The sequence below is a fragment of the Streptomyces sp. MCA2 genome (genome assembly GCF_023544705.1).
In the GTDB taxonomy this organism is placed as follows: Bacteria; Actinomycetota; Actinomycetes; order Streptomycetales; family Streptomycetaceae; genus Streptomyces; species Streptomyces decoyicus.
In genome coordinates this window covers 21,546-38,300 of the sequence record NZ_JAMJFM010000031.1, presented here as the reverse complement: position 1 = coordinate 38,300, position 16,755 = coordinate 21,546, and the positions used below count along the sequence as shown (strand labels likewise).

The 16,755-nt window shown below is 72.4% G+C and carries 16 protein-coding genes; 7 read left to right on the top strand and 9 right to left on the bottom strand.

Annotated elements, in window-relative coordinates; genetic code table 11:
- Nucleotides 1-72: 72 nt before the first annotated feature.
- Nucleotides 73-1,533 carry an acyl-CoA synthetase gene (locus M8I34_RS24475; RefSeq protein ID WP_250052441.1) on the top strand — a complete coding sequence of 487 codons (1,461 nt, stop codon included), beginning with the start codon at nt 73-75 and terminating at the stop codon, nt 1,531-1,533.
- A gap of 160 nt (nt 1,534-1,693) precedes the next feature.
- The gene (locus M8I34_RS24470) at nt 1,694-3,067 is read left to right on the top strand and encodes a carboxyl transferase domain-containing protein (RefSeq protein ID WP_250052567.1); all 1,374 of its coding nucleotides are present in this window, start codon (nt 1,694-1,696) and stop codon (nt 3,065-3,067) included.
- 21 nt (nt 3,068-3,088) lie between these two features.
- On the opposite strand, the gene M8I34_RS24465 is transcribed toward M8I34_RS24470, so the two are convergent.
- The gene (locus M8I34_RS24465; protein WP_030084883.1) at nt 3,089-3,997 is read right to left on the bottom strand and encodes a LysR family transcriptional regulator; all 909 of its coding nucleotides are present in this window, start codon (nt 3,995-3,997) and stop codon (nt 3,089-3,091) included.
- A 74-nt stretch (nt 3,998-4,071) separates the two neighbouring features.
- Between M8I34_RS24465 and M8I34_RS24460 the strand changes: the two genes are divergently transcribed.
- On the top strand, nt 4,072-5,133 hold the full coding sequence (locus M8I34_RS24460) for a DMT family transporter (RefSeq protein ID WP_250052439.1): 1,062 nt from the start codon (nt 4,072-4,074) through the stop codon (nt 5,131-5,133).
- A 141-nt stretch (nt 5,134-5,274) separates the two neighbouring features.
- Here M8I34_RS24460 and M8I34_RS24455 read toward each other — a convergent pair whose 3' ends face one another.
- Nucleotides 5,275-6,606: an aminotransferase class I/II-fold pyridoxal phosphate-dependent enzyme gene (locus M8I34_RS24455; RefSeq protein ID WP_250052437.1), complete on the bottom strand. Its 1,332-nt coding sequence runs from the start codon at nt 6,604-6,606 to the stop codon at nt 5,275-5,277.
- A gap of 35 nt (nt 6,607-6,641) precedes the next feature.
- On the opposite strand from M8I34_RS24455, the gene M8I34_RS24450 reads away from it, so the two are divergent.
- Both M8I34_RS24450 and M8I34_RS24445 read left to right on the top strand, forming a co-directional pair.
- Nucleotides 6,642-7,307, top strand: coding sequence for a pyridoxamine 5'-phosphate oxidase family protein (locus M8I34_RS24450; protein WP_250052435.1), 666 nt, complete (start codon nt 6,642-6,644; stop codon nt 7,305-7,307).
- A gap of 10 nt (nt 7,308-7,317) precedes the next feature.
- Complete coding sequence (locus M8I34_RS24445; RefSeq protein WP_250052433.1) at nt 7,318-7,980, top strand: FMN-binding negative transcriptional regulator; 663 nt, start codon at nt 7,318-7,320, stop codon at nt 7,978-7,980.
- A gap of 92 nt (nt 7,981-8,072) precedes the next feature.
- On the opposite strand, the gene M8I34_RS24440 is transcribed toward M8I34_RS24445, so the two are convergent.
- The 3 genes from M8I34_RS24440 to M8I34_RS24430 all read right to left on the bottom strand — a co-directional run bounded on the left by M8I34_RS24440 (nt 8,073) and on the right by M8I34_RS24430 (nt 11,025).
- The gene (locus tag M8I34_RS24440; RefSeq protein WP_250052432.1) at nt 8,073-9,044 is read right to left on the bottom strand and encodes a DMT family transporter; all 972 of its coding nucleotides are present in this window, start codon (nt 9,042-9,044) and stop codon (nt 8,073-8,075) included.
- 245 nt (nt 9,045-9,289) lie between these two features.
- Complete coding sequence (locus tag M8I34_RS24435; RefSeq protein WP_250052430.1) at nt 9,290-10,420, bottom strand: DMT family transporter; 1,131 nt, start codon at nt 10,418-10,420, stop codon at nt 9,290-9,292.
- Nucleotides 10,421-10,494: 74 nt separating this feature from the next.
- On the bottom strand, nt 10,495-11,025 hold the full coding sequence (locus tag M8I34_RS24430) for a Clp protease N-terminal domain-containing protein (RefSeq protein ID WP_250052428.1): 531 nt from the start codon (nt 11,023-11,025) through the stop codon (nt 10,495-10,497).
- A 300-nt stretch (nt 11,026-11,325) separates the two neighbouring features.
- Here M8I34_RS24430 and M8I34_RS24425 point away from each other — a divergent pair, with 300 nt between their 5' ends.
- Entirely contained in the window at nt 11,326-11,754 is a 429-nt protein-coding gene (locus M8I34_RS24425; protein ID WP_244416293.1) for an SRPBCC family protein, read from the top strand.
- 64 nt (nt 11,755-11,818) lie between these two features.
- Here the strand turns inward: M8I34_RS24425 and M8I34_RS24420 are convergent, their stop codons facing one another.
- The gene (locus M8I34_RS24420; RefSeq protein WP_030983722.1) at nt 11,819-12,445 is read right to left on the bottom strand and encodes a PadR family transcriptional regulator; all 627 of its coding nucleotides are present in this window, start codon (nt 12,443-12,445) and stop codon (nt 11,819-11,821) included.
- Nucleotides 12,446-12,723: 278 nt separating this feature from the next.
- Between M8I34_RS24420 and M8I34_RS24415 the strand changes: the two genes are divergently transcribed.
- Complete coding sequence (locus M8I34_RS24415) at nt 12,724-13,278, top strand: hypothetical protein (protein ID WP_250052427.1); 555 nt, start codon at nt 12,724-12,726, stop codon at nt 13,276-13,278.
- Between the two features lie 121 nt (nt 13,279-13,399).
- Here M8I34_RS24415 and M8I34_RS24410 read toward each other — a convergent pair whose 3' ends face one another.
- The 3 genes from M8I34_RS24410 to M8I34_RS24400 all read right to left on the bottom strand — a co-directional run bounded on the left by M8I34_RS24410 (nt 13,400) and on the right by M8I34_RS24400 (nt 16,745).
- Entirely contained in the window at nt 13,400-13,816 is a 417-nt protein-coding gene (locus M8I34_RS24410) for a VOC family protein (protein WP_244416289.1), read from the bottom strand.
- A 10-nt stretch (nt 13,817-13,826) separates the two neighbouring features.
- Nucleotides 13,827-14,255: a helix-turn-helix transcriptional regulator gene (locus M8I34_RS24405; RefSeq protein WP_250052425.1), complete on the bottom strand. Its 429-nt coding sequence runs from the start codon at nt 14,253-14,255 to the stop codon at nt 13,827-13,829.
- 84 nt (nt 14,256-14,339) lie between these two features.
- Nucleotides 14,340-16,745, bottom strand: coding sequence for an excinuclease ABC subunit UvrA (locus M8I34_RS24400; RefSeq protein ID WP_250052423.1), 2,406 nt, complete (start codon nt 16,743-16,745; stop codon nt 14,340-14,342).
- Nucleotides 16,746-16,755: the final 10 nt, after the last annotated feature.

The window sequence follows — 16,755 nt, the reverse complement described above, 5'->3', positions numbered from 1 at the left end:
GCACCGGCAGGTGCGGGAACGGGACGGCCCGGCCGCGACGGGCCGGGCTCCGACGAGGACGAAGGAGATCCGGTGAACGTGCTCTTCCCCGCGCTGCGCGACGCTTCGCCCACACCCGCGCTGCGCTTCGGCGACCGCAGTCTCAGCTATCGCCAATTGGCGTCGGTGGCGGGTGCGCTCGCCGAGCGGATCGCCGGTCAGAGCCGTATCGCCGTCTGGGCGACGCCGACGCTGGAGACCTCGGTCGGTGTGGTGGCCGCGCTGCTCGCCGGTGTGGCCGTGGTCCCGGTGAATCCGAAGATCGGCGAGAGCGAGCTGGCGCACATCGTGACGGACAGCGCCCCGTCCCTCGTCCTGGCCGAGCCGGGCGCCGAGCTGCCGGGCCCGCTCGCCGCACTGTCCCGGCTCGACATCGAGGCCGCGGAGCCGCCCGAGGACGCCGAGCCGGCCCCGCTTCCGTACGAACCGGGCGACGAGGCTCCGGCCCTGATCGTCTACACCTCCGGTACGACCGGGCCGCCCAAGGGCGTGGTCCTCCCCCGGCGCGCCGTTGCGCACACCCTCGACGCCCTGGAGGACGCCTGGCAGTGGACCGCCGACGACGTCCTCGTCCACGCCCTGCCGCTCTTCCATGTCCACGGCCTGATCCTCGGCATCCTCGGACCGCTGCGCCGCGGCGGCAGCGTCCACCACCTGGGGCGCTTCAGCACCGACGCGGTGGCCCGGGAGCTGTCCGCGGACGGCACGATGCTGTTCGGCGTACCGACGATGTACCACCGCCTGGCCGCCGAGGCCGGCGAGGACCCCGCACTCGCCAAGGCGCTCTCCCGTGCCCGGCTGCTGGTCTCCGGCTCGGCCGCGCTGCCGCTGACCGATCATGAGCGGATCGCCGCGGCATCCGGCCGACGGGTGATCGAGCGCTACGGCATGACGGAAACGCTCATGAACACCAGCGTGCGGGCGGACGGCCCGGATGCCGTGGGCACGGTGGGGGTGCCGCTGCCGGGGGTGTACGTCCGGCTGGTCGACGACGCGGGCCAGGCGATCGAGGCGCACGACGGCGAGACGGTCGGCGAGATCCAGGTCCGCGGCCCGAACCTCTTCGTCGAGTACCTCAACCGCCCCGATGCCACCGCCGCCGCCTTCGACGGGGGCTGGTTCCGCACCGGCGACATGGCGGTCAGGGACACCTCCGGGAACTACCGCATCGTGGGCCGCAAGGCCACCGACCTGATCAAAAGCGGCGGTTACAAGATCGGCGCGGGTGAGATCGAGAATGCGCTGCTGGCCCACCCCGCGGTCGCCGAGGCGGCCGTCACCGGCGCTCCGGACGAAGACCTCGGCGAGCGGATCGTCGCGTGGATCGTGGCCGAGACCGGCCCGGACGCCGGCCCGCCGCCGACCGGCCAGGAACTCGCCGATCATGTCGCCCGCCAGCTCGCGCCGCACAAACGCCCCCGCACCGTGCACTTCCTGGACGCCCTGCCGCGCAATGACATGGGCAAGATCCTGAAGCGTGAGCTCCGTGCGTAACGACGGAGACGGCGCGGCCGGGTCCGTTGCCGGCAACGGACCCGGGGGCGGGCGCCACGGCGGGGACGACGGCCGGGGCGCGGCCCACGAGGACGCGCCCGACAACCGGACGCCTGCCTCGCCTGCCTCGCCTGCCTCGCCTGCCTCGCCTGCCTCGACGATGCCGTGTGCCCGGCTGACGGCTCGTCAAGCCATCGCGGCCGTGGCGGATACGTACACCGAGACGGCCGTTCCCGGCGGCCATCGCACATCGGCCGCGGCACCCTCCGCACCGGACGGCCCGCTCGGCTGGCGCGGCTACGACGACGCGCGGGCCCGCGCCCGTTCCCGGACCGGCGAGGACGAGTCGGTGGTCACAGCCCTGGCCACGATAGGCGGCAGGGAAACGGTCGTGCTCTCCTTCGAGTTCCGCTATCTCGGCGGCTCCCTCGGTGAGCGCACCGGCGACCGTCTGGAGGCCGCCTACACCCTGGCCCGCGAGCGCGGTCTGCCGGTCGTCTCGCTGATCGCCACGGGCGGCAGCCGGATGCAGGAAGGGATGCGCGCGCTGACCCAACTCCAGCGGGTGGCACGGCAGTCGGCGCTGAACCGTGCCGCGGGGCTGCCGCAGATCGCCGTGCTGCGCGATCCCACGACCGGCGGGGGCTGGGCCACCCTCGGCGCGGGCGCCGATGTCATCCTCGCGCTCCCGGGAGCACAGATCGGCTTCGCGGGCTCGCGGGTGCGGCCCCCCGACGCCGATCCCCACGCCTACTCCGCCGAGGGGCAGCTCGCCTCGGGCCATATCGACGCCGTCGTCCCGCCCGACCGGCTGCGCGCCACGCTCCAGCGCTGGCTGCAACTGCTGTGCCCGCCGCCGGAGTCCCGTACTCGCGCCGTGGCCCCGGCGCCCCCGCCGGCTGCGCTGGGAGTGCCCGAGCTGCCGGAGACCGGCTGGGATGCGGTGGTGCGGGCCCGTGAGGCAGCACGGCCGCGCGCCGAGGCGTATCTGCGCGCGTACTTCGACGTCCGGGAAGAGATCAGCGGCGACCGCTGTGGCGGTGTCGACCCCGGGATACGGTGCGGATTCGGGCATCGTGACGGGCGCACGATCGCCTTCGCCGCCCAGTGCGGCACGGCCACCCGCCCGGCCGGTTTCCGCACCGCCGCCCGGCTCGTCCGGCTCGCCGACCGGCTGGGCATCCCGGTCCTCACCCTCGTGGACACCCCGGGCGCCGCCAACGACGCGGCGGCCGAGCAGGCCGGCGCCGGCGCGGCCATCGCCGATGCCTTCGCCGCGCTCGCCACCGCCCAGGTTCCCGTGACCTCCCTGCTCATCGGCGAAGGCGGCTCGGGCGGCGCGCTGGCCCTGGCCGCACCGGACCGGCTCTGGGCGACACCGGACAGCTACTTCTCCGTGATCGCCCCGGAGCTGGCCGCGGCCATCCTCAAACGCGACGAAGCGCAGATCCATGACACCGCCGACCAACTCCGCATCCGCCCACAGGACTTGCGGGAACTGGGCGTCATCCGCGGCATCGTCCCACCGGCCTGAGGCCGGCCGGAGGCACCGGCCTCAGCTGCTCTCGACGCCCTTCCCCGCCACGCGGAGCGCCCCCACGGCGGCACGGATCGAGGGCCTGCGGTCGGCATCCGCGCGCCAGATGGCATAGACATGACGGCGCATCGTATGGCGTACGGGCACCACGCTCACCCCCTCCGGCACCGGCCCGCGGCCAAGGCGCGGAGCCACCGCGACCCCCAGCCCGGCCGCGATCAGGGCGAGCTGAGTGCCGTGCTCCTCCGCCATATGTGCGACGCGCGGCTCAATGCCCTTGCTGCGCAGCGTGAACATCAGCCATTCATTGCAGAACTCCCCCTGCGGCCAGGAGATCCACTCCTCGTCCGCGAATTCCTCCAGCTCCACGGACCGGCGTCGGGCCAGCGGATGGGTGGACGGCATCGCCACATCGGCCGGGTCGTCCAGGAGCGGCGCCTTCGCCAGCCCTTCGGGCAACGACAGCGGCCGGTTGTACCAGTCCAGGACGACGGCCAGATCGATATCGCCGCGCACCACGCCGCGTACCGACTCGTCCGGTTCCATCTCCGTCAGCCGCGCCCGCAGCTGTGGGTGCTCGGCACGGAGAGCCACCAGCGCGGCCGGGAAGAGCCCGCGCGCAGCGGTGGGAAACGCGCCCAGCCGCAGCTCGCCCACCGCCTGGCCGCGATGCGCTTCCAGCTCGGCCTGGGCCAGCTCGACCTGGGAAAGGATGCGCGTCGCATGGTCGGCGAGCAGCCGTCCGGCGTCGGTCAGCCGCACCCCGCGGCCGTTCTTGGCCAGTAGCTGCTGTCCGGTCTCCCGCTCGAGCTTGGCGATCTGCTGGGAGACGGCAGAGGTCGTCACATGCAGTCCGTCGGCGGCGGCGCTCACGGAGCCGTGCCGGGCGACCGCACTCAGCGTCCGCAGGCGATCAAGGTTCAACATATAAGCAATGCTAAGCGATACCCGCCACGAATTCTCGCTTGTGCTTCAAAGTTGTACGCCGCATCGTGGACGGCATGAGCACCGCCACCGGCGCACCCACCGCCTCAGCCGACCCCACGAACTCCCCGGCCACGACTGCCCTCCCCACTGCCGACGAGCACACCGCGGCAGCCTCGACCGCCGCGCCGCGCACCGCGGCGACACTCCCGAAGGCCACCGGCCGGGCCCACGGCTGGCCGATCCGCTTCGCCGCCCTCTCCCTCGTCTGGGGCTTCAGCTTTCTCTTCATCAAGGTGGGCACCCAGGGCTTCGCCCCGCTCCAGGTGACCTTGGGCCGGGTGGCGTTCGGTGCGCTGGTGCTGCTGGCCATGCTCGTGATCAAGCGTGAGCGGCTCCCCCGCTCGCCCCGCACCTGGGCCCACCTCACCGTCGCCGCGTTCTTCCTCAATGCGCTGCCGTTCTCCCTCTTCGCCTACGCCGAGCTGACCATCCCCTCCACACTGGCCGGCATCTGCAATGCCACCTCCCCGCTGTGGGGCATGGCGCTGTCGGTCGTCGCACTCTCCGAGGACCGCCCCAGCCGGCGCCGGGTCGCGGGCCTCGGCATCGGATTCCTGGGCGTGCTCACCGTGCTCGGCGCCTGGCAGGGCTTTTCCGGCACGGATCTCACGGGCACCGCGATGGCACTGGGCGCCTCGCTCTGCTACGCCATCGGCTGGATCTACGTCCGCCGCACCCTGGCGGGCAGCCGGCACTCCCACCTGTCCATGTCCAGCACCCAGCTGCTGCTGGCCACCGTCCAACTGGCCGTCGTGACCCCGCTGTTCACCACCGCACCCGCCGCCTACCCGGTCATCCCGCTGCTCGCCGTCTTCGCACTCGGCGCCCTGGGCACCGGCTTCGCCTTCCTCCTCCAGTACGGCCTGGTCGCCGAGGTCGGCCCCACCACCGCCCAGATGGTCACGTACTTCATCCCCGTGATCGCCACCACGGCCGGAGTGGCCCTCCTGCACGAACAGCTGAGCTGGAACACTCCGGTCGGCGCCCTCATCGTCCTGGCCGGCGCCGCCCTCACCCAGAGCAAGCCCCGCCCGAGCAGCCCGTCGCTCCCCCGGCCCGGCACGACCACGGACTGACGACACCCAAGCGCACAACGCACCGAGGACCCTGGCCACTTACCGGCGCCGGGGTCCTTGCGCGCAGGCACAGGACAGGACACCCGACGACCGGCCGTGACCACCTTGCGAGGGCCCCTCGGCCCGTACGCCTCCCAGCCCTCACTCGTACCGCCGCACCTCCCCCACGCCGGTGGCCGCGGCCACGGCGTCCGCGACCGGGGTGATGTCGTCATCGGAGAGGGTGGAGACGGTGATGCGGATGCCGGGCGGGGACTGGAGGCGGAAGCGTGCGCCGGGGGCCACCGCCCAGCCGGAGTGCAGGAGCCGGGCCACCGCACCGGTCTCGTCCGGGACCGGCACCCACACGTTCATACCGCTGCGGCCGCGCGCGCGGACTCCGCGCTCCGCCAGCGCCCGTATGAGGGCATCGCGCCGCCGGCCGTACGCCTCGGCCACCGCCTTCGGGTCGACCGCGGACGTCCGCCACAGGTGGAGGACCGTGTCCTGGAGCAGATGGCTGATCCAGCCCGGCCCGAGGCCCTGACGGCCCCGCACCCGGTCGATGGTCAGTGCGTCGCCGGTGAGCACCGCCAGGCGCAGATCCGGGCCGTACGCCTTGGCCGTCGAGCGGACCAGGACCCAGTGGTCGGTGACGCCGGAGAGCGGATGGAGCGGGACGTCGACGATGCCGTGGCCGTGGTCGTCCTCGATGAGGAGGGTGCCGGGGTGCGCGGCCAGGAGGGTGCGGAGTTCGGTGGCGCGGGCGCGGCTGACGGCAGCTCCGGTGGGGTTCTGCGCCCGGTCCGTGATGACGACGGCACGGGCGCCGTCCTGGAGCGCGCGCGCCAACTGCTCCGGCAGCGGGCCCTCGTCATCCACGCCGACGGCGGCGGGGCGCAGTCCGAGCGCCGGAATGAGATCCAGCAGACTGCCCCACCCCGGGTCCTCCACCGCCACGGTGTCGCCGGGCCGCAGATGGGCGGCCAGCACCCGTTCTATGGCATCCAGTGAGCCGCTGGTGACGGCGACCGGCCCCACCGGCACACCGTCGTCGGCGAACGCCGCGCGGGCGAGGGCCGCGAGGTCGTCGTCCACGGCAGGCGTGCCGTAGAGCACGGGGCGCCGCACGCTGCGCGCCGCGGCCGCCGCCAGCGCCCGCTCCAGAGGGGGCAGCAGGGACGGATCGGGGTTTCCGTCGGAGGCGTCACGGACGCCCGGCGGCACCTCCACCCGCAGGGCTTCGCGCGGCGTGCTCGCGGGGCGGGGACGGACCCGGCTGCCGCGCCGGCCCGCGGTTTCGATCACTCCGCGGTCACGGAGCGTGCGGTACGCGGCCGCGACCGTATTCGGATTCACCTCCAGATAGACAGCCAACTCCCTCAGCGGCGGCAGGACTTCGCCCGGCTGGAGCTCGCCCGCACCGACGGCTCGCTCGACACTGGCGGCAATCTCCGATGCGCGCCGCCCTTCGATCCGATACTCTCCTAGCACAAACATGATTATGCACTAGTGCAATGGAGTTGGCAATGGCACGACCCGAGGCGTACGAACCCACCGCACGCACGACCCCCACCCGCGCCCGCGAACGCGCCGCCTACGACCACGAGACGGTGCACGCCATCCTCGACGCGGCCTACGTCTGCCATCTGGGCTTCGTCCGCGACAGCTCCCCCGTCGTCCTGCCGACGCTCTACGGCCGCGTCGGCGACCGCCTCTATCTGCACGGGTCGACCGGTTCCCGCCCGTTGCGGATGACCGGTGCCTCGCCGGACCCCGGCCTGGAGGTCTGCGTCACGGTCACCCACGTCGACGGCCTCGTCCTGGCCAGGTCCGCGTTCCACCACTCCATCAACTACCGCAGCGTCGTGGTGCACGGCACGGCGTACCAGGTGACGGACGAGGAGGAGAAGAAGGCCGCTCTCGACGCGCTGGTCGACCATGTCCTGCCCGGACGCGCCGCGGACTCCCGCCCCGGCAACGCCAAGGAGCTGGCCGCCACCGCCGTCATCCGGCTCGACCTGCGCGACGTCTCCGCCAAGCTCCGCACCGGCGGCCCCAACGACGAACCGGAGGACCTCACGCTGCCGTACTGGAGCGGTGTCCTGCCCGTCGCGCCGGTGTACGGCGCCCCCATACCGTCCGACGATCTCGCACCCGGCACGCCCGAGCCGGCGTACCTCCCCGCCCGCTGAGGAGCCCGCCGTGCTGATCCATCCCTGGGACGCCCCCACCGACGACGCCGAGTGGCAACAGTGGCTCGCCACGCATGACTTCGGCCAGTTGGCCGCCAACGGGCCGGCCGGCGAACCGCCCATGCTGCAACCGCTGCACTTCTCCTACGACCCGTCCCGGCGCGAGGCCGTCACCCACCTGGCCCGCCCCAACCCCCTCTGGGGCGCGCTGGAGGAACGGCCGACGGTGCTGCTGAGCGTGGTGGACGACTACACCTTCATCCCCGGCCCCTGGCAGGCGGCCGAGGACCAGCCGCCCGAGCACGGCGTCCCGACCAGCTTCTATGCCGCGGTCCAGCTGACCTGCACCGCCCATGTCGTGGACGACCCGGAGGCGAAGGCGGCACTGCTGCAACGGCAGCTGGACCACTTCCAGCCGGACGGCGGCTCGGCTCCGGTCGCCGCGGATGCGCCTCCGTACGGACGGCTGCTCTCGGGCATCCGCGGTCTGCGCCTCGAAGTGCGGGAGGTCCGTGCCAAGTTCAAGTACGGAGGCAAGCGGAGCGAGGCGGTCCAGCACCGCATCTCGGAACGCCTCACCGAACGGGACGGCCCCGGGGACGCGGCGGCCCGCACCCACCAGCAGCGCCGCCTGGCGGTGGGCGACACCACCACCGGGACACCCCGCTCCTGAACGGGCACCCCTGCCCCGCCAGTCGTCGGCCGGGCATGAGCTGACGCCGACGCCCGGCCGGCATGCCACCGGCCGGGGTCCCCGTCCTCAGCTCACGCCGGCGCCGCGGACCGCGCGGCCGTCACCGCCCCGCGCGCCTCCGTCACCGCCAACGCGGCCACGGCCGACAGCAGCACGCCGGTGCCGATCACCGTCGCCATCGTGAGCCGCTCCCCGAGGAACAGCACCGCGATCACCGCGGCCGACACCGGCTCGATCAGCGAGATCACGGACGCGGTCGCGGCGCGGACCGCGGCCAGCCCCGCGAAGTACAGCCCATAGGCCAGCGCCGTGGGCACGGCCGCGACATAGCCCAGCAGCAGGAGGCTGCGTCCCAGGTCGTGCGCCTGGGGCCACAGCCCCTCCACCGCCGCGAGCGGCAGCAGACACAGCGCACCGACGGCGAACGCACCGATCGTGGAGGCGTACGGATCGCTGCCGCCGCCCTTGCCCAGCCGCCGGGTGGCCAGCGTCATCGCGGCACAGCCGGCCGCGGACAGCAGGGCGAGACCCAGACCGGCCGGGCGGACCGTGGCGCCGCCGTCGCCGCCGAGGACCAGCACCGCCAGCCCCGCCAGCGCCCCGGCGACGGCCAGCACCCCGCCCCCGCCGAGCCGTTCCCCCATCGTCACGCGCGCCCCGATGGCGATCAGGACGGGGCCCGCCCCCATGGTGACGACGGTGCCCACGGCCAGACCGGTGGCCTCGACGGCGGCGAAGTAGGCGGCCTGGAAGACGGCAAGGGCGATACCGGTCACCACGACCCGGGCCATCCGCCGGCGCAGCGGCTCGTACGGGGCGGGGACGACGGCGGTGCCGGTGCGGCGGCGCATCAGCGCCCGTACGGCGAGCAGCAGGACCAGGCCGCCGAAGGTGCGCCAGAAGGTGAGGGCGAGCGGACCGAGTCCACTGCCGCGGTAGAGGAGGGCGGCGGCCGCACCCGCGGTGCCCCAGGCGGTCGCGGCGAACGTGACGTAGAGCAGCCCCCGGCCCACGGGCAGGGCGGAGGAAGGAGTGGCATGCATGAGAGAGGTGCTCCGGGAAATCCAGGACGGCGCGGGGCGCCGTGGAGTGGTCGCGTGGTCCCGTGTGCAGGCAGCGACGAACGGCTCGGGAACCTGCCCGAACCGGGTTTTCTCGGAGGCCGCCGCCCGCCTTACGCGGCGGGAGGGGGCAGCACAGTGGAATGCATGATCGTCACCCTACGTCGCGCTCGAACCGACCGCCAAGTCGGCCCCGGGAACGCTCCTGGGGCCGTGCGGCAGAAGGCCTAGGGAGCCGAGGACGCCGGGGACACGCCACCCCCCGGAGCGCCGGCGCCCGCGCCGTCCTCCGTCCCGGGCCCCACCCCCGCTCCGGCTCCGGCCACCCGCACGGTCTCGGTCGCCTTCGGCTTCGCCGACTGCGCGATGAAGGCGCCGGTCAGCACCACCACGCCACCGACGATCTGCGGCGCAGAGAGGTGTTCGCCGAGCAGGACCCAGGCCAGCACCGTCGCGATGACCCCCTCCAGACAGGCGACCACCCCGGCCACCTGCGGCGAGAGCCGGCGGATCGAGACCACTCCGGTGAGGTAGGCGGCCACCGTCGCGATCAGCACGATCCAGGCGAGCAGCAGGACGGCGGGCACCTGCGTGCCGTTCATATCCGCGCCGCCGCCGAGGACCGGCCAGTGCATGTCCCAGGGGCGGGCGATCGCCGTGAGGACGGCGGCGCCGATCAGCAGTCCGTAGGCGATCACGCCCAGCGGGTCCACCGTGTCGTCGCCGTCGCTGCCGTGATCGGAGAGCACGAAGTAGCCGACCTGGCAGCAGGCCGCGCCGAGCGCGAGGGCAAGTCCGATGACGTCGAAGCTCAGCCCGGACCAGACCTCGACGACACAGGCCAGTCCGCCGACGGCCAGTACCACCCCGACCGCGGCGGCACGGGTGACCGGCCGCTTCTGAACGAAGCGGACCCAGCCCAGCACAAGCGCGGGAGCCAGATATTCGATGAGCAGCGCGACGCCGACGGGGATACGGGAGAGCGCGGCGAAGTAGCAGGCCTGTACGCCCGCGACGGCGAGCAGCCCGTAGCCCGCGAGCAGCACGGGCCGGCGCCGCGCCAGCTCCCGGTGGCGCCAGGCGACCGGCAGCATGACCAGCGCGGCACCGACCACCCGCAGCCAGGTGACATGCAGCGGTTCGAGACCGGCGGATATCAGGGGCTTGGCGGCGACGCCCGAACCGCCGAAGGCGAGGGCGGACACCAGGGCGATGCCGAGGCCGGCGCCGCGTCCCCGGGGCGCCTCGCTGCGGCTCGCCCCGAGGGCGGGTGGTGGCGGCTGGGTCCCCCGGGACCCTGGAGTTCCCTGGCCCGGACCGGTCGATGGACCTGCCGGGCTCCCCGAAGACGCGTGCATCCGGCCATCATGGCAGCCGCCGTCAGCAGTGCCACCCCCCGATACCCCTGTCATCCCCGGCCGGGGTGTTCTGGTCAGTCGCCCCCGGGGCGTTCCCCGTCCAGCCGCGCGGCGAGCCGGTCGGTGTCGACGGAGGCCCGGCGCAGCACCTCGACGGCCCGGGATTCGGGGTCGTCCACCAAGGCGGCCAGCAGGTCCAGGCAGCCCGCGCGGGTGGCGTAGCCGGCATGGGCGCGGTCCAGTGCGCCGTCCATGGCGGCGGCCGCGGCCGGTGACCATCCGGGGACACCGCCCTCGGCGACCAGGGGGACCGCGCCGGAGTCCTCGATGGTGCCGTGCCATTGGAGTCCGTAGCCGATGCTGCGCTGGACGAGGTAGCCCAGCAGCCGTGCGATCTGCGGTGGACCGTCGAAGGCGGCGCGTACGGCGGGGTCCGATTCCAGGAGGCCGTGCAGCAGATGCGCGGTGTCGACCTGCCGGTCGCCGTCACGGGTGGCCCGCCTGCGAGCAGCGGATACGACCGTCGCGAGTTCGACGGTGAGCCGGCTGTCGAGCTCCTCCTGGGCGGGCCCGTCGCCACCACTGTACGCAGTACGGTTTTGCACAGCACCCACCCCACCAGCCTCCCAGCGCCGGAACATCCCCGCCGGGGAGCATTTGCGCATCCCACGGTGGTTGGGCACGGCCGCACACCTCTCATCCTCACGGAGGAGATGCGCGGGAACCGTGGAGACCGGACATGCGGGCACGGGACGGCCGTCCCCCTGTCGCAGCCGGCCCCTGCCGGGCCGACCAGCAAAACCTGACACCCCATCAGCAAGGTCGGTCATCGGTATTGAACCTTCACCCCCGTACGGCTACGTTCCGCGGCACCAGCCAGGGACCGTCACCGAAGGGGTGATCGCATGGCCGAAGTCACCGCGCAGGCCCGTATCGAAGCGCCGGCCGACAAGCTCTGGGACCGGCTCACCGACTTCGACTCGTACGGGGAGTGGAACGCCACCCACACCGCCTTCCCCAAAGGCGGACCGGAATCGCTCCAGGTCGGCGCGGGCTACGAGGAGAACATGAAACTGATGGGCTTCCCCGCGGAGGTCCTCTGGACCGTCCGGGAGCTGGAGCCGGGCCGGCTGCTCGACATCCAGGGCAAGGGCCCGATGGGCGTCAACCTGGGAATGCGCTACGAACTCACCCCGGACGGCGAGGCGACGGCCGTGCGGATCGACGGGGCGTTCACCGGCGCCGCGGTCTCACTGATGGCCGGCAAACTCAGGGACTCGGCGAGCGCCGCCCTGAACGAGTCGCTGCGCAGGCTCGCCACCCTGGTCGCCTGAGCCTTCGGGAGCCCCCCGCACGCGCGGCCCCCGAAGACTCCTCCCCCTGCCACCCCGCACAGGGTCAGTCCTCCTCGGCGAGGATCAGATACAGCTCCTTGCGCGCCTTGTTGACCACGGCCATGGCCTTCTCCCGCTGCTCGGGACTGCCGGTGGCCCACACCTGCCGGAACGCCTCGACCAGGCCCCCGCCCGCCTTACGGATCTCGTTCATCGCCTCCCAGTCGACGCCGCGGCCGGCGTCCTCCCAGGGGGCGTCCGAACCGCTGTCGGCCTCGGCGCGCCCGGCGTCGGTCAGCGAGAACAGCTTCTTGCCGCCCTCACTGGCGCTGGCGATCAGCCCCTCGTCCTCGAGGAGTTGCAGCGTCGGGTAGACCGAGCCGGGACTGGGCTTCCACGCCCCGCCGCTGCGCTCGGCGATCTCCTGGATCATTTCGTAGCCGTGCATCGGGCGGTCCTTGAGCAGCGCCAGAATCGAGGCGCGCACATCGCCGCGCCGCGCCCGGCCGCGCGGTCCGCCACGCCCCCGGCCGCCACCGAAGGGCGGACCCCCGAAAGGCGGGCCGAACGGGCCGAAGGCGGAACGCCGCCGCTCCCAGCCGCCCGCGAAGTCGCCGCGGCCGCCATGGCGCCCGGGTCCGCAGTGCTCATGCCGATGCTCATGTCCGTGTTCGTTTCCTTGGGAACGCATGAGGGCGTCCTCCCTTTCTGTCATTGATCGGTCGCGATGCCTCAACGATATATCGGGACTGTTCGTCGAAGCAACCCCCTGAGCGGTGTCCGGAGGGCCGGGCACAGTCGACCGAGTCGATGTCCCACCGGGCGACCGGTCCAGAGGCGCCTGCCGAAGGAGCGAAGAGGACGACCGCCGCCCGCCTGGCCCGGAAACCGGAACGCCCAACCGGCACGCCCCTTGGCGTCATGGGCCAACGCCTGTCTCCAGGAACGGACTTGTTACCGTCAACCGCTGTGACCAGTAATGACGCCGCGCCCAAGTCGCGCTTCCTCGCCCTGCACGACTACGGCATGGGTGGCGTGTGGTGGTGGCTCCAGGCGCGGTCCGCGCGGGAGATCCTCGAAACGTTCGCGTGGATCGAGGTCGTCACCGACCCGGAGACGGTGGCGCGGCAGGAAGAGGACGGCGAGCTGGAGGAAGTCGACATCGACGCCCCGCGGATGCCTCCGGGTCTGGACGGCCTGCGCGCCACACGTCACGCACAGCGCGGTCGTCCGGGCTTCGGTGCGCTCGCGGACAGGGACGTCGTGTATCTGCGTCGCCGATGGAACGACGAGGACGACGAGGATCCGGCCGTCTGTCTGATGGAGGTGAGCCCCGACGGCCGCCGCCTCCGCCAGGTGGAGCCGGCCGAGGACGGGGCCGCGGTCAGGAGCGGCCCCGACGACTGGCCGTTCAACCCGCCGGTCGTGGATCTCTTCGACCCGGAACTCGTGGGCCTCCAGATCAGCCGGGAAGAGTTCGAGGAACAGTGGGCGCGCGCCCGCCGACTGGACGTCGGCCGGTAGGCGGACCGCGCTCCCCCGCTTCGGCTGCTCGGGCCGCATCGCCGCATCGCCACATCGCCGCATCGGCCACGATCAAGCAAGATCCGTTGTCAGACGGACCGCCGGGCAGCCCGCCGAGGGCTCACTTCCGGAGGGGCTGGGTGAAGCGCAGCATGTTGCCCGCCGGGTCGCGGAACGCGCAGTCGCGGACGCCGTAGGGCTGGTCCATCGGCTCCTGAAGCACCTCGCCGCCCGCGGCGCTGATGCGCTCGAAGGTGGCATCGCAGTCGTCCGTCGCGAAGAGGACACCGCGCAGCAGGCCCTTGGCCATCAGCTCCGCCATGGTCTGTCTGTCGGCCGCTGAGGCGTTCGGGTCGGCGAGCGGCGGTTCCAGGACGATGTTCACGTCCGGCTGCGAGGGTGCCCCGACGGTCACCCAGCGCATCCCCTCGAACCCGACGTCGTTGCGTACCTCGAGGCCGAGCACATCGCGGTAGAAGGGGATCGCCTTGTCGTGGTCGTCGACGGCGATGAAGGTGGTGGAGAGCCTGATGTCCATGCCGTTCACGCTACGGCCCGGCGGCGGGGCTCGGTTCTCCGTTCCTGACCGGCCTCGTGTGGATCTTGGCGATGCAGGCCGGGATGGCGGCGCCCTGGTCATGGCTCCGGGCCCGGTAGGCGCTCGGGCTCTCGCCGACCAGCCGGCTGAAGCGCGAGCTGAACGAGCCCAGCGACGTACAGCCGACCGCGAAGCAGACCTCGGTCACCGTGAGATCGCCGCGCCGCAGCAGCGCTTTGGCCCGCTCGATGCGGCGGGTCATCAGGTAGCTGTAGGGCGTCTCGCCGAAAGCGGCGCGGAAGCTGCGGGAGAAATGGCCCGGCGACATCAGGGCGCCATGCGCCAGCGCCGGCACGTCGAGCGGCTCGGCGTAGTCGCGGTCCATCCGGTCGCGGGCCCGCCGCAGCCGGACGAGGTCGTCGAGATCCTGCTGTCTCACCTGCTCAGCTTCCCACAGCACCCGAGGCCGATGAGGGGGAACAGGACGACGCCCTCGGGTGCTCCCCGCTGCGCGGGCCTCGCCTCAGGCGCCGACGTAGGCCGCGAGGTGCTCGCCGGTGAGGGTGGAGCGGGCGGCGACGAGGTCGGCGGGCGTGCCCTCGAAGACGATCCGGCCGCCGTCGTGGCCGGCGCCGGGGCCCAGGTCGATGATCCAGTCGGCGTGCGCCATGACCGCCTGGTGGTGCTCGACGACGATGACCGACTTGCCGGCGTCGACGAGCCGGTCGAGCAGGCCGAGCAGCTGCTCGACGTCGGCGAGATGCAGCCCGGCGGTCGGCTCGTCGAGGACGTAGATGCCGCCCTTCTCTGCCATGTGCGTGGCCAGCTTGAGCCGCTGCCGCTCGCCGCCGGACAGCGTGGTGAGCGGCTGGCCGAGGCTGAGGTAGCCGAGCCCGACATCGGCGAGCCGGTCGAGGATCTTGTGCGCGGCCGGGGTGTGCGCCTCGCCCGGGCCGAAGAACTCCTCGGCCTCGGTCACCGGCATCGCGAGCACCTCGCTGATGTCGCGGCCGCCGAGGTGGTACTCCAGCACCGAGGCCTGGAACCGCTTCCCGTCGCACTCCTCGCAGGTGGTGGCGACGCCGGCCATCATCGCCAGGTCGGTGAAGACGACCCCGGCGCCGTTGCACGTGGGGCAGGCGCCCTCGGAGTTGGCGCTGAACAGCGCCGGCTTCACGCCGTTGGCCTTCGCGAACGCCTTGCGGATCGGGTCGAGCAGTCCGGTGTACGTCGCCGGGTTGCTCCGGCGCGAGCCGCGGATCGCTCCCTGGTCGACCGACACCACCCCCTCGCCGGCGGCCCCCGACCTGCCCGGCAGCGACCCGTGCACGAGCGAGCTCTTGCCGGAGCCGGCGACGCCGGCGACAACGGCCAGCACCCCGAGGGGGATGTCGACGTCGACGTTGCGCAGGTTGTGCGCCGTCGCGCCGCGGATCGGAAGCAGGCCGGTGGGCTTGCGCACCGTCTCCTTGAGGGCCGCCCGGTCGTCGAAATGGCGGCCGGTGACGGTGCCACCGGCCCGCAGCCCCTCGACGGTGCCCTCGAAGCAGACCGTGCCGCCCGCCGTACCCGCGCCGGGGCCGAGGTCGACGACGTGGTCGGCGATCGCGATCGTCTCCGGCTTGTGCTCCACGACGAGCACCGTGTTGCCCTTGTCCCGCAGTCGCAGCAGCAGGTCGTTCATCCGCTGGATGTCATGGGGGTGCAGCCCGATGGTGGGCTCGTCGAAGACGTAGGTGGTGTCGGTGAGCGAGGAGCCGAGGTGGCGGATCATCTTCACGCGCTGCGCCTCGCCACCCGACAGCGTGCCCGACGGCCGGTCGAGCGCGAGGTAGCCGAGACCGATCTCCACGAACGAGTCGAGGGTCTGCTGAAGCGCGGTGAGCAGCGGTGCCACCGACGGCTCATCCAGGCCGCGGACCCATGCCGCCAGGTCGTTGATCTGCATCGCACAGGCGTCGGCGATGCTGATCCGCTTGATCTTCGACGACCGGGCCCCCTCACTGAGCCGGGTGCCGTCGCACTCGGGGCAGGTGGTGAAGGTGACCGCCCGCTCCACGAAGGCCCGGATGTGCGGCTGAAGCGCCTCCTTGTCCTTGGACAGGAACGACTTCTGGATCTTGGGGATCAGCCCCTCGTAGGTGAGGTTCACCCCCTCGACCTTCACCTTGGTCGGCTCCCGGTAGAGGAAGTCCTGCATCTCCTTCTTGGTGAACTTGCGGATCGGCTTGTCCGGGTCCAGGAGCCCCGACTCGGCGTAGACCCGCACGGTCCAGAAGCTGTCGGACTTCCAGCCGGGGATGGTGAACGCGCCCTCGGCGATCGACTTGGAGTCGTCGTAGAGCTGGGTGAGGTCGATGTCGGAGACCGTGCCCCGGCCTTCGCAGCGCGGACACATGCCGCCGGTGCGGTTGAAGGTCGCCTTCACCGTCTTCTTGGCACCGCGCTCGACGGTGATGGCACCGCTCGCCCGGACCGACGGGACGTTGAAGGCGTACGCGCCGGGCGGGCCGATGTGCGGCTTCCCGAGCCGGCTGAAGAGGATGCGCAGCATCGCGTTGGCGTCGGTGGCGGTGCCGACCGTGGAGCGGGCGTCGGCACCCATCCGCTGCTGGTCGACGATGATCGCGGTCGTCAGCCCTTCGAGGACATCGACCTCGGGCCGCGCCAGAGTCGGCATGAAGCCCTGTACGAAGGCGCTGTAGGTCTCGTTGATCAGCCGCTGCGACTCCGCGGCGATCGTGTCGAACACCAGGGAGCTCTTGCCCGAGCCGGAGACGCCGGTGAACACCGTCAGCCGGCGCTTCGGGATCTCGATGCTGACGTCCTTGAGGTTGTTCACGCGCGCGCCGTGCACGCGGATCAGGTCGTGGCTGTCGGCAACGTGCGGCGCAGGCGACTGCGAGTCCGTCCTCGTGGCCATGCTCATCGTGTCTCCA

What these genes read in the sequence shown, in the direction of transcription:
- M8I34_RS24465 (WP_030084883.1), bottom strand. Translation starts at nt 3,997, where the DNA reads ATGTTGAACCTTGATCGCCTGCGGACGCTGAGTGCGGTCGCCCGGCAC.
- M8I34_RS24420 (WP_030983722.1), bottom strand. Translation starts at nt 12,445, where the DNA reads ATGCGTTCCCAAGGAAACGAACACGGACATGAGCATCGGCATGAGCAC.
- M8I34_RS24410 (WP_244416289.1), bottom strand. Translation starts at nt 13,816, where the DNA reads ATGGACATCAGGCTCTCCACCACCTTCATCGCCGTCGACGACCACGAC.
- M8I34_RS24425 (WP_244416293.1), top strand. Translation starts at nt 11,326, where the DNA reads ATGGCCGAAGTCACCGCGCAGGCCCGTATCGAAGCGCCGGCCGACAAG.
- M8I34_RS24460 (WP_250052439.1), top strand. Translation starts at nt 4,072, where the DNA reads ATGAGCACCGCCACCGGCGCACCCACCGCCTCAGCCGACCCCACGAAC.
- M8I34_RS24450 (WP_250052435.1), top strand. Translation starts at nt 6,642, where the DNA reads ATGGCACGACCCGAGGCGTACGAACCCACCGCACGCACGACCCCCACC.
- M8I34_RS24440 (WP_250052432.1), bottom strand. Translation starts at nt 9,044, where the DNA reads ATGCATGCCACTCCTTCCTCCGCCCTGCCCGTGGGCCGGGGGCTGCTC.
- M8I34_RS24470 (WP_250052567.1), top strand. Translation starts at nt 1,694, where the DNA reads ATGCCGTGTGCCCGGCTGACGGCTCGTCAAGCCATCGCGGCCGTGGCG.
- M8I34_RS24400 (WP_250052423.1), bottom strand. Translation starts at nt 16,745, where the DNA reads ATGAGCATGGCCACGAGGACGGACTCGCAGTCGCCTGCGCCGCACGTT.
- M8I34_RS24435 (WP_250052430.1), bottom strand. Translation starts at nt 10,420, where the DNA reads ATGCACGCGTCTTCGGGGAGCCCGGCAGGTCCATCGACCGGTCCGGGC.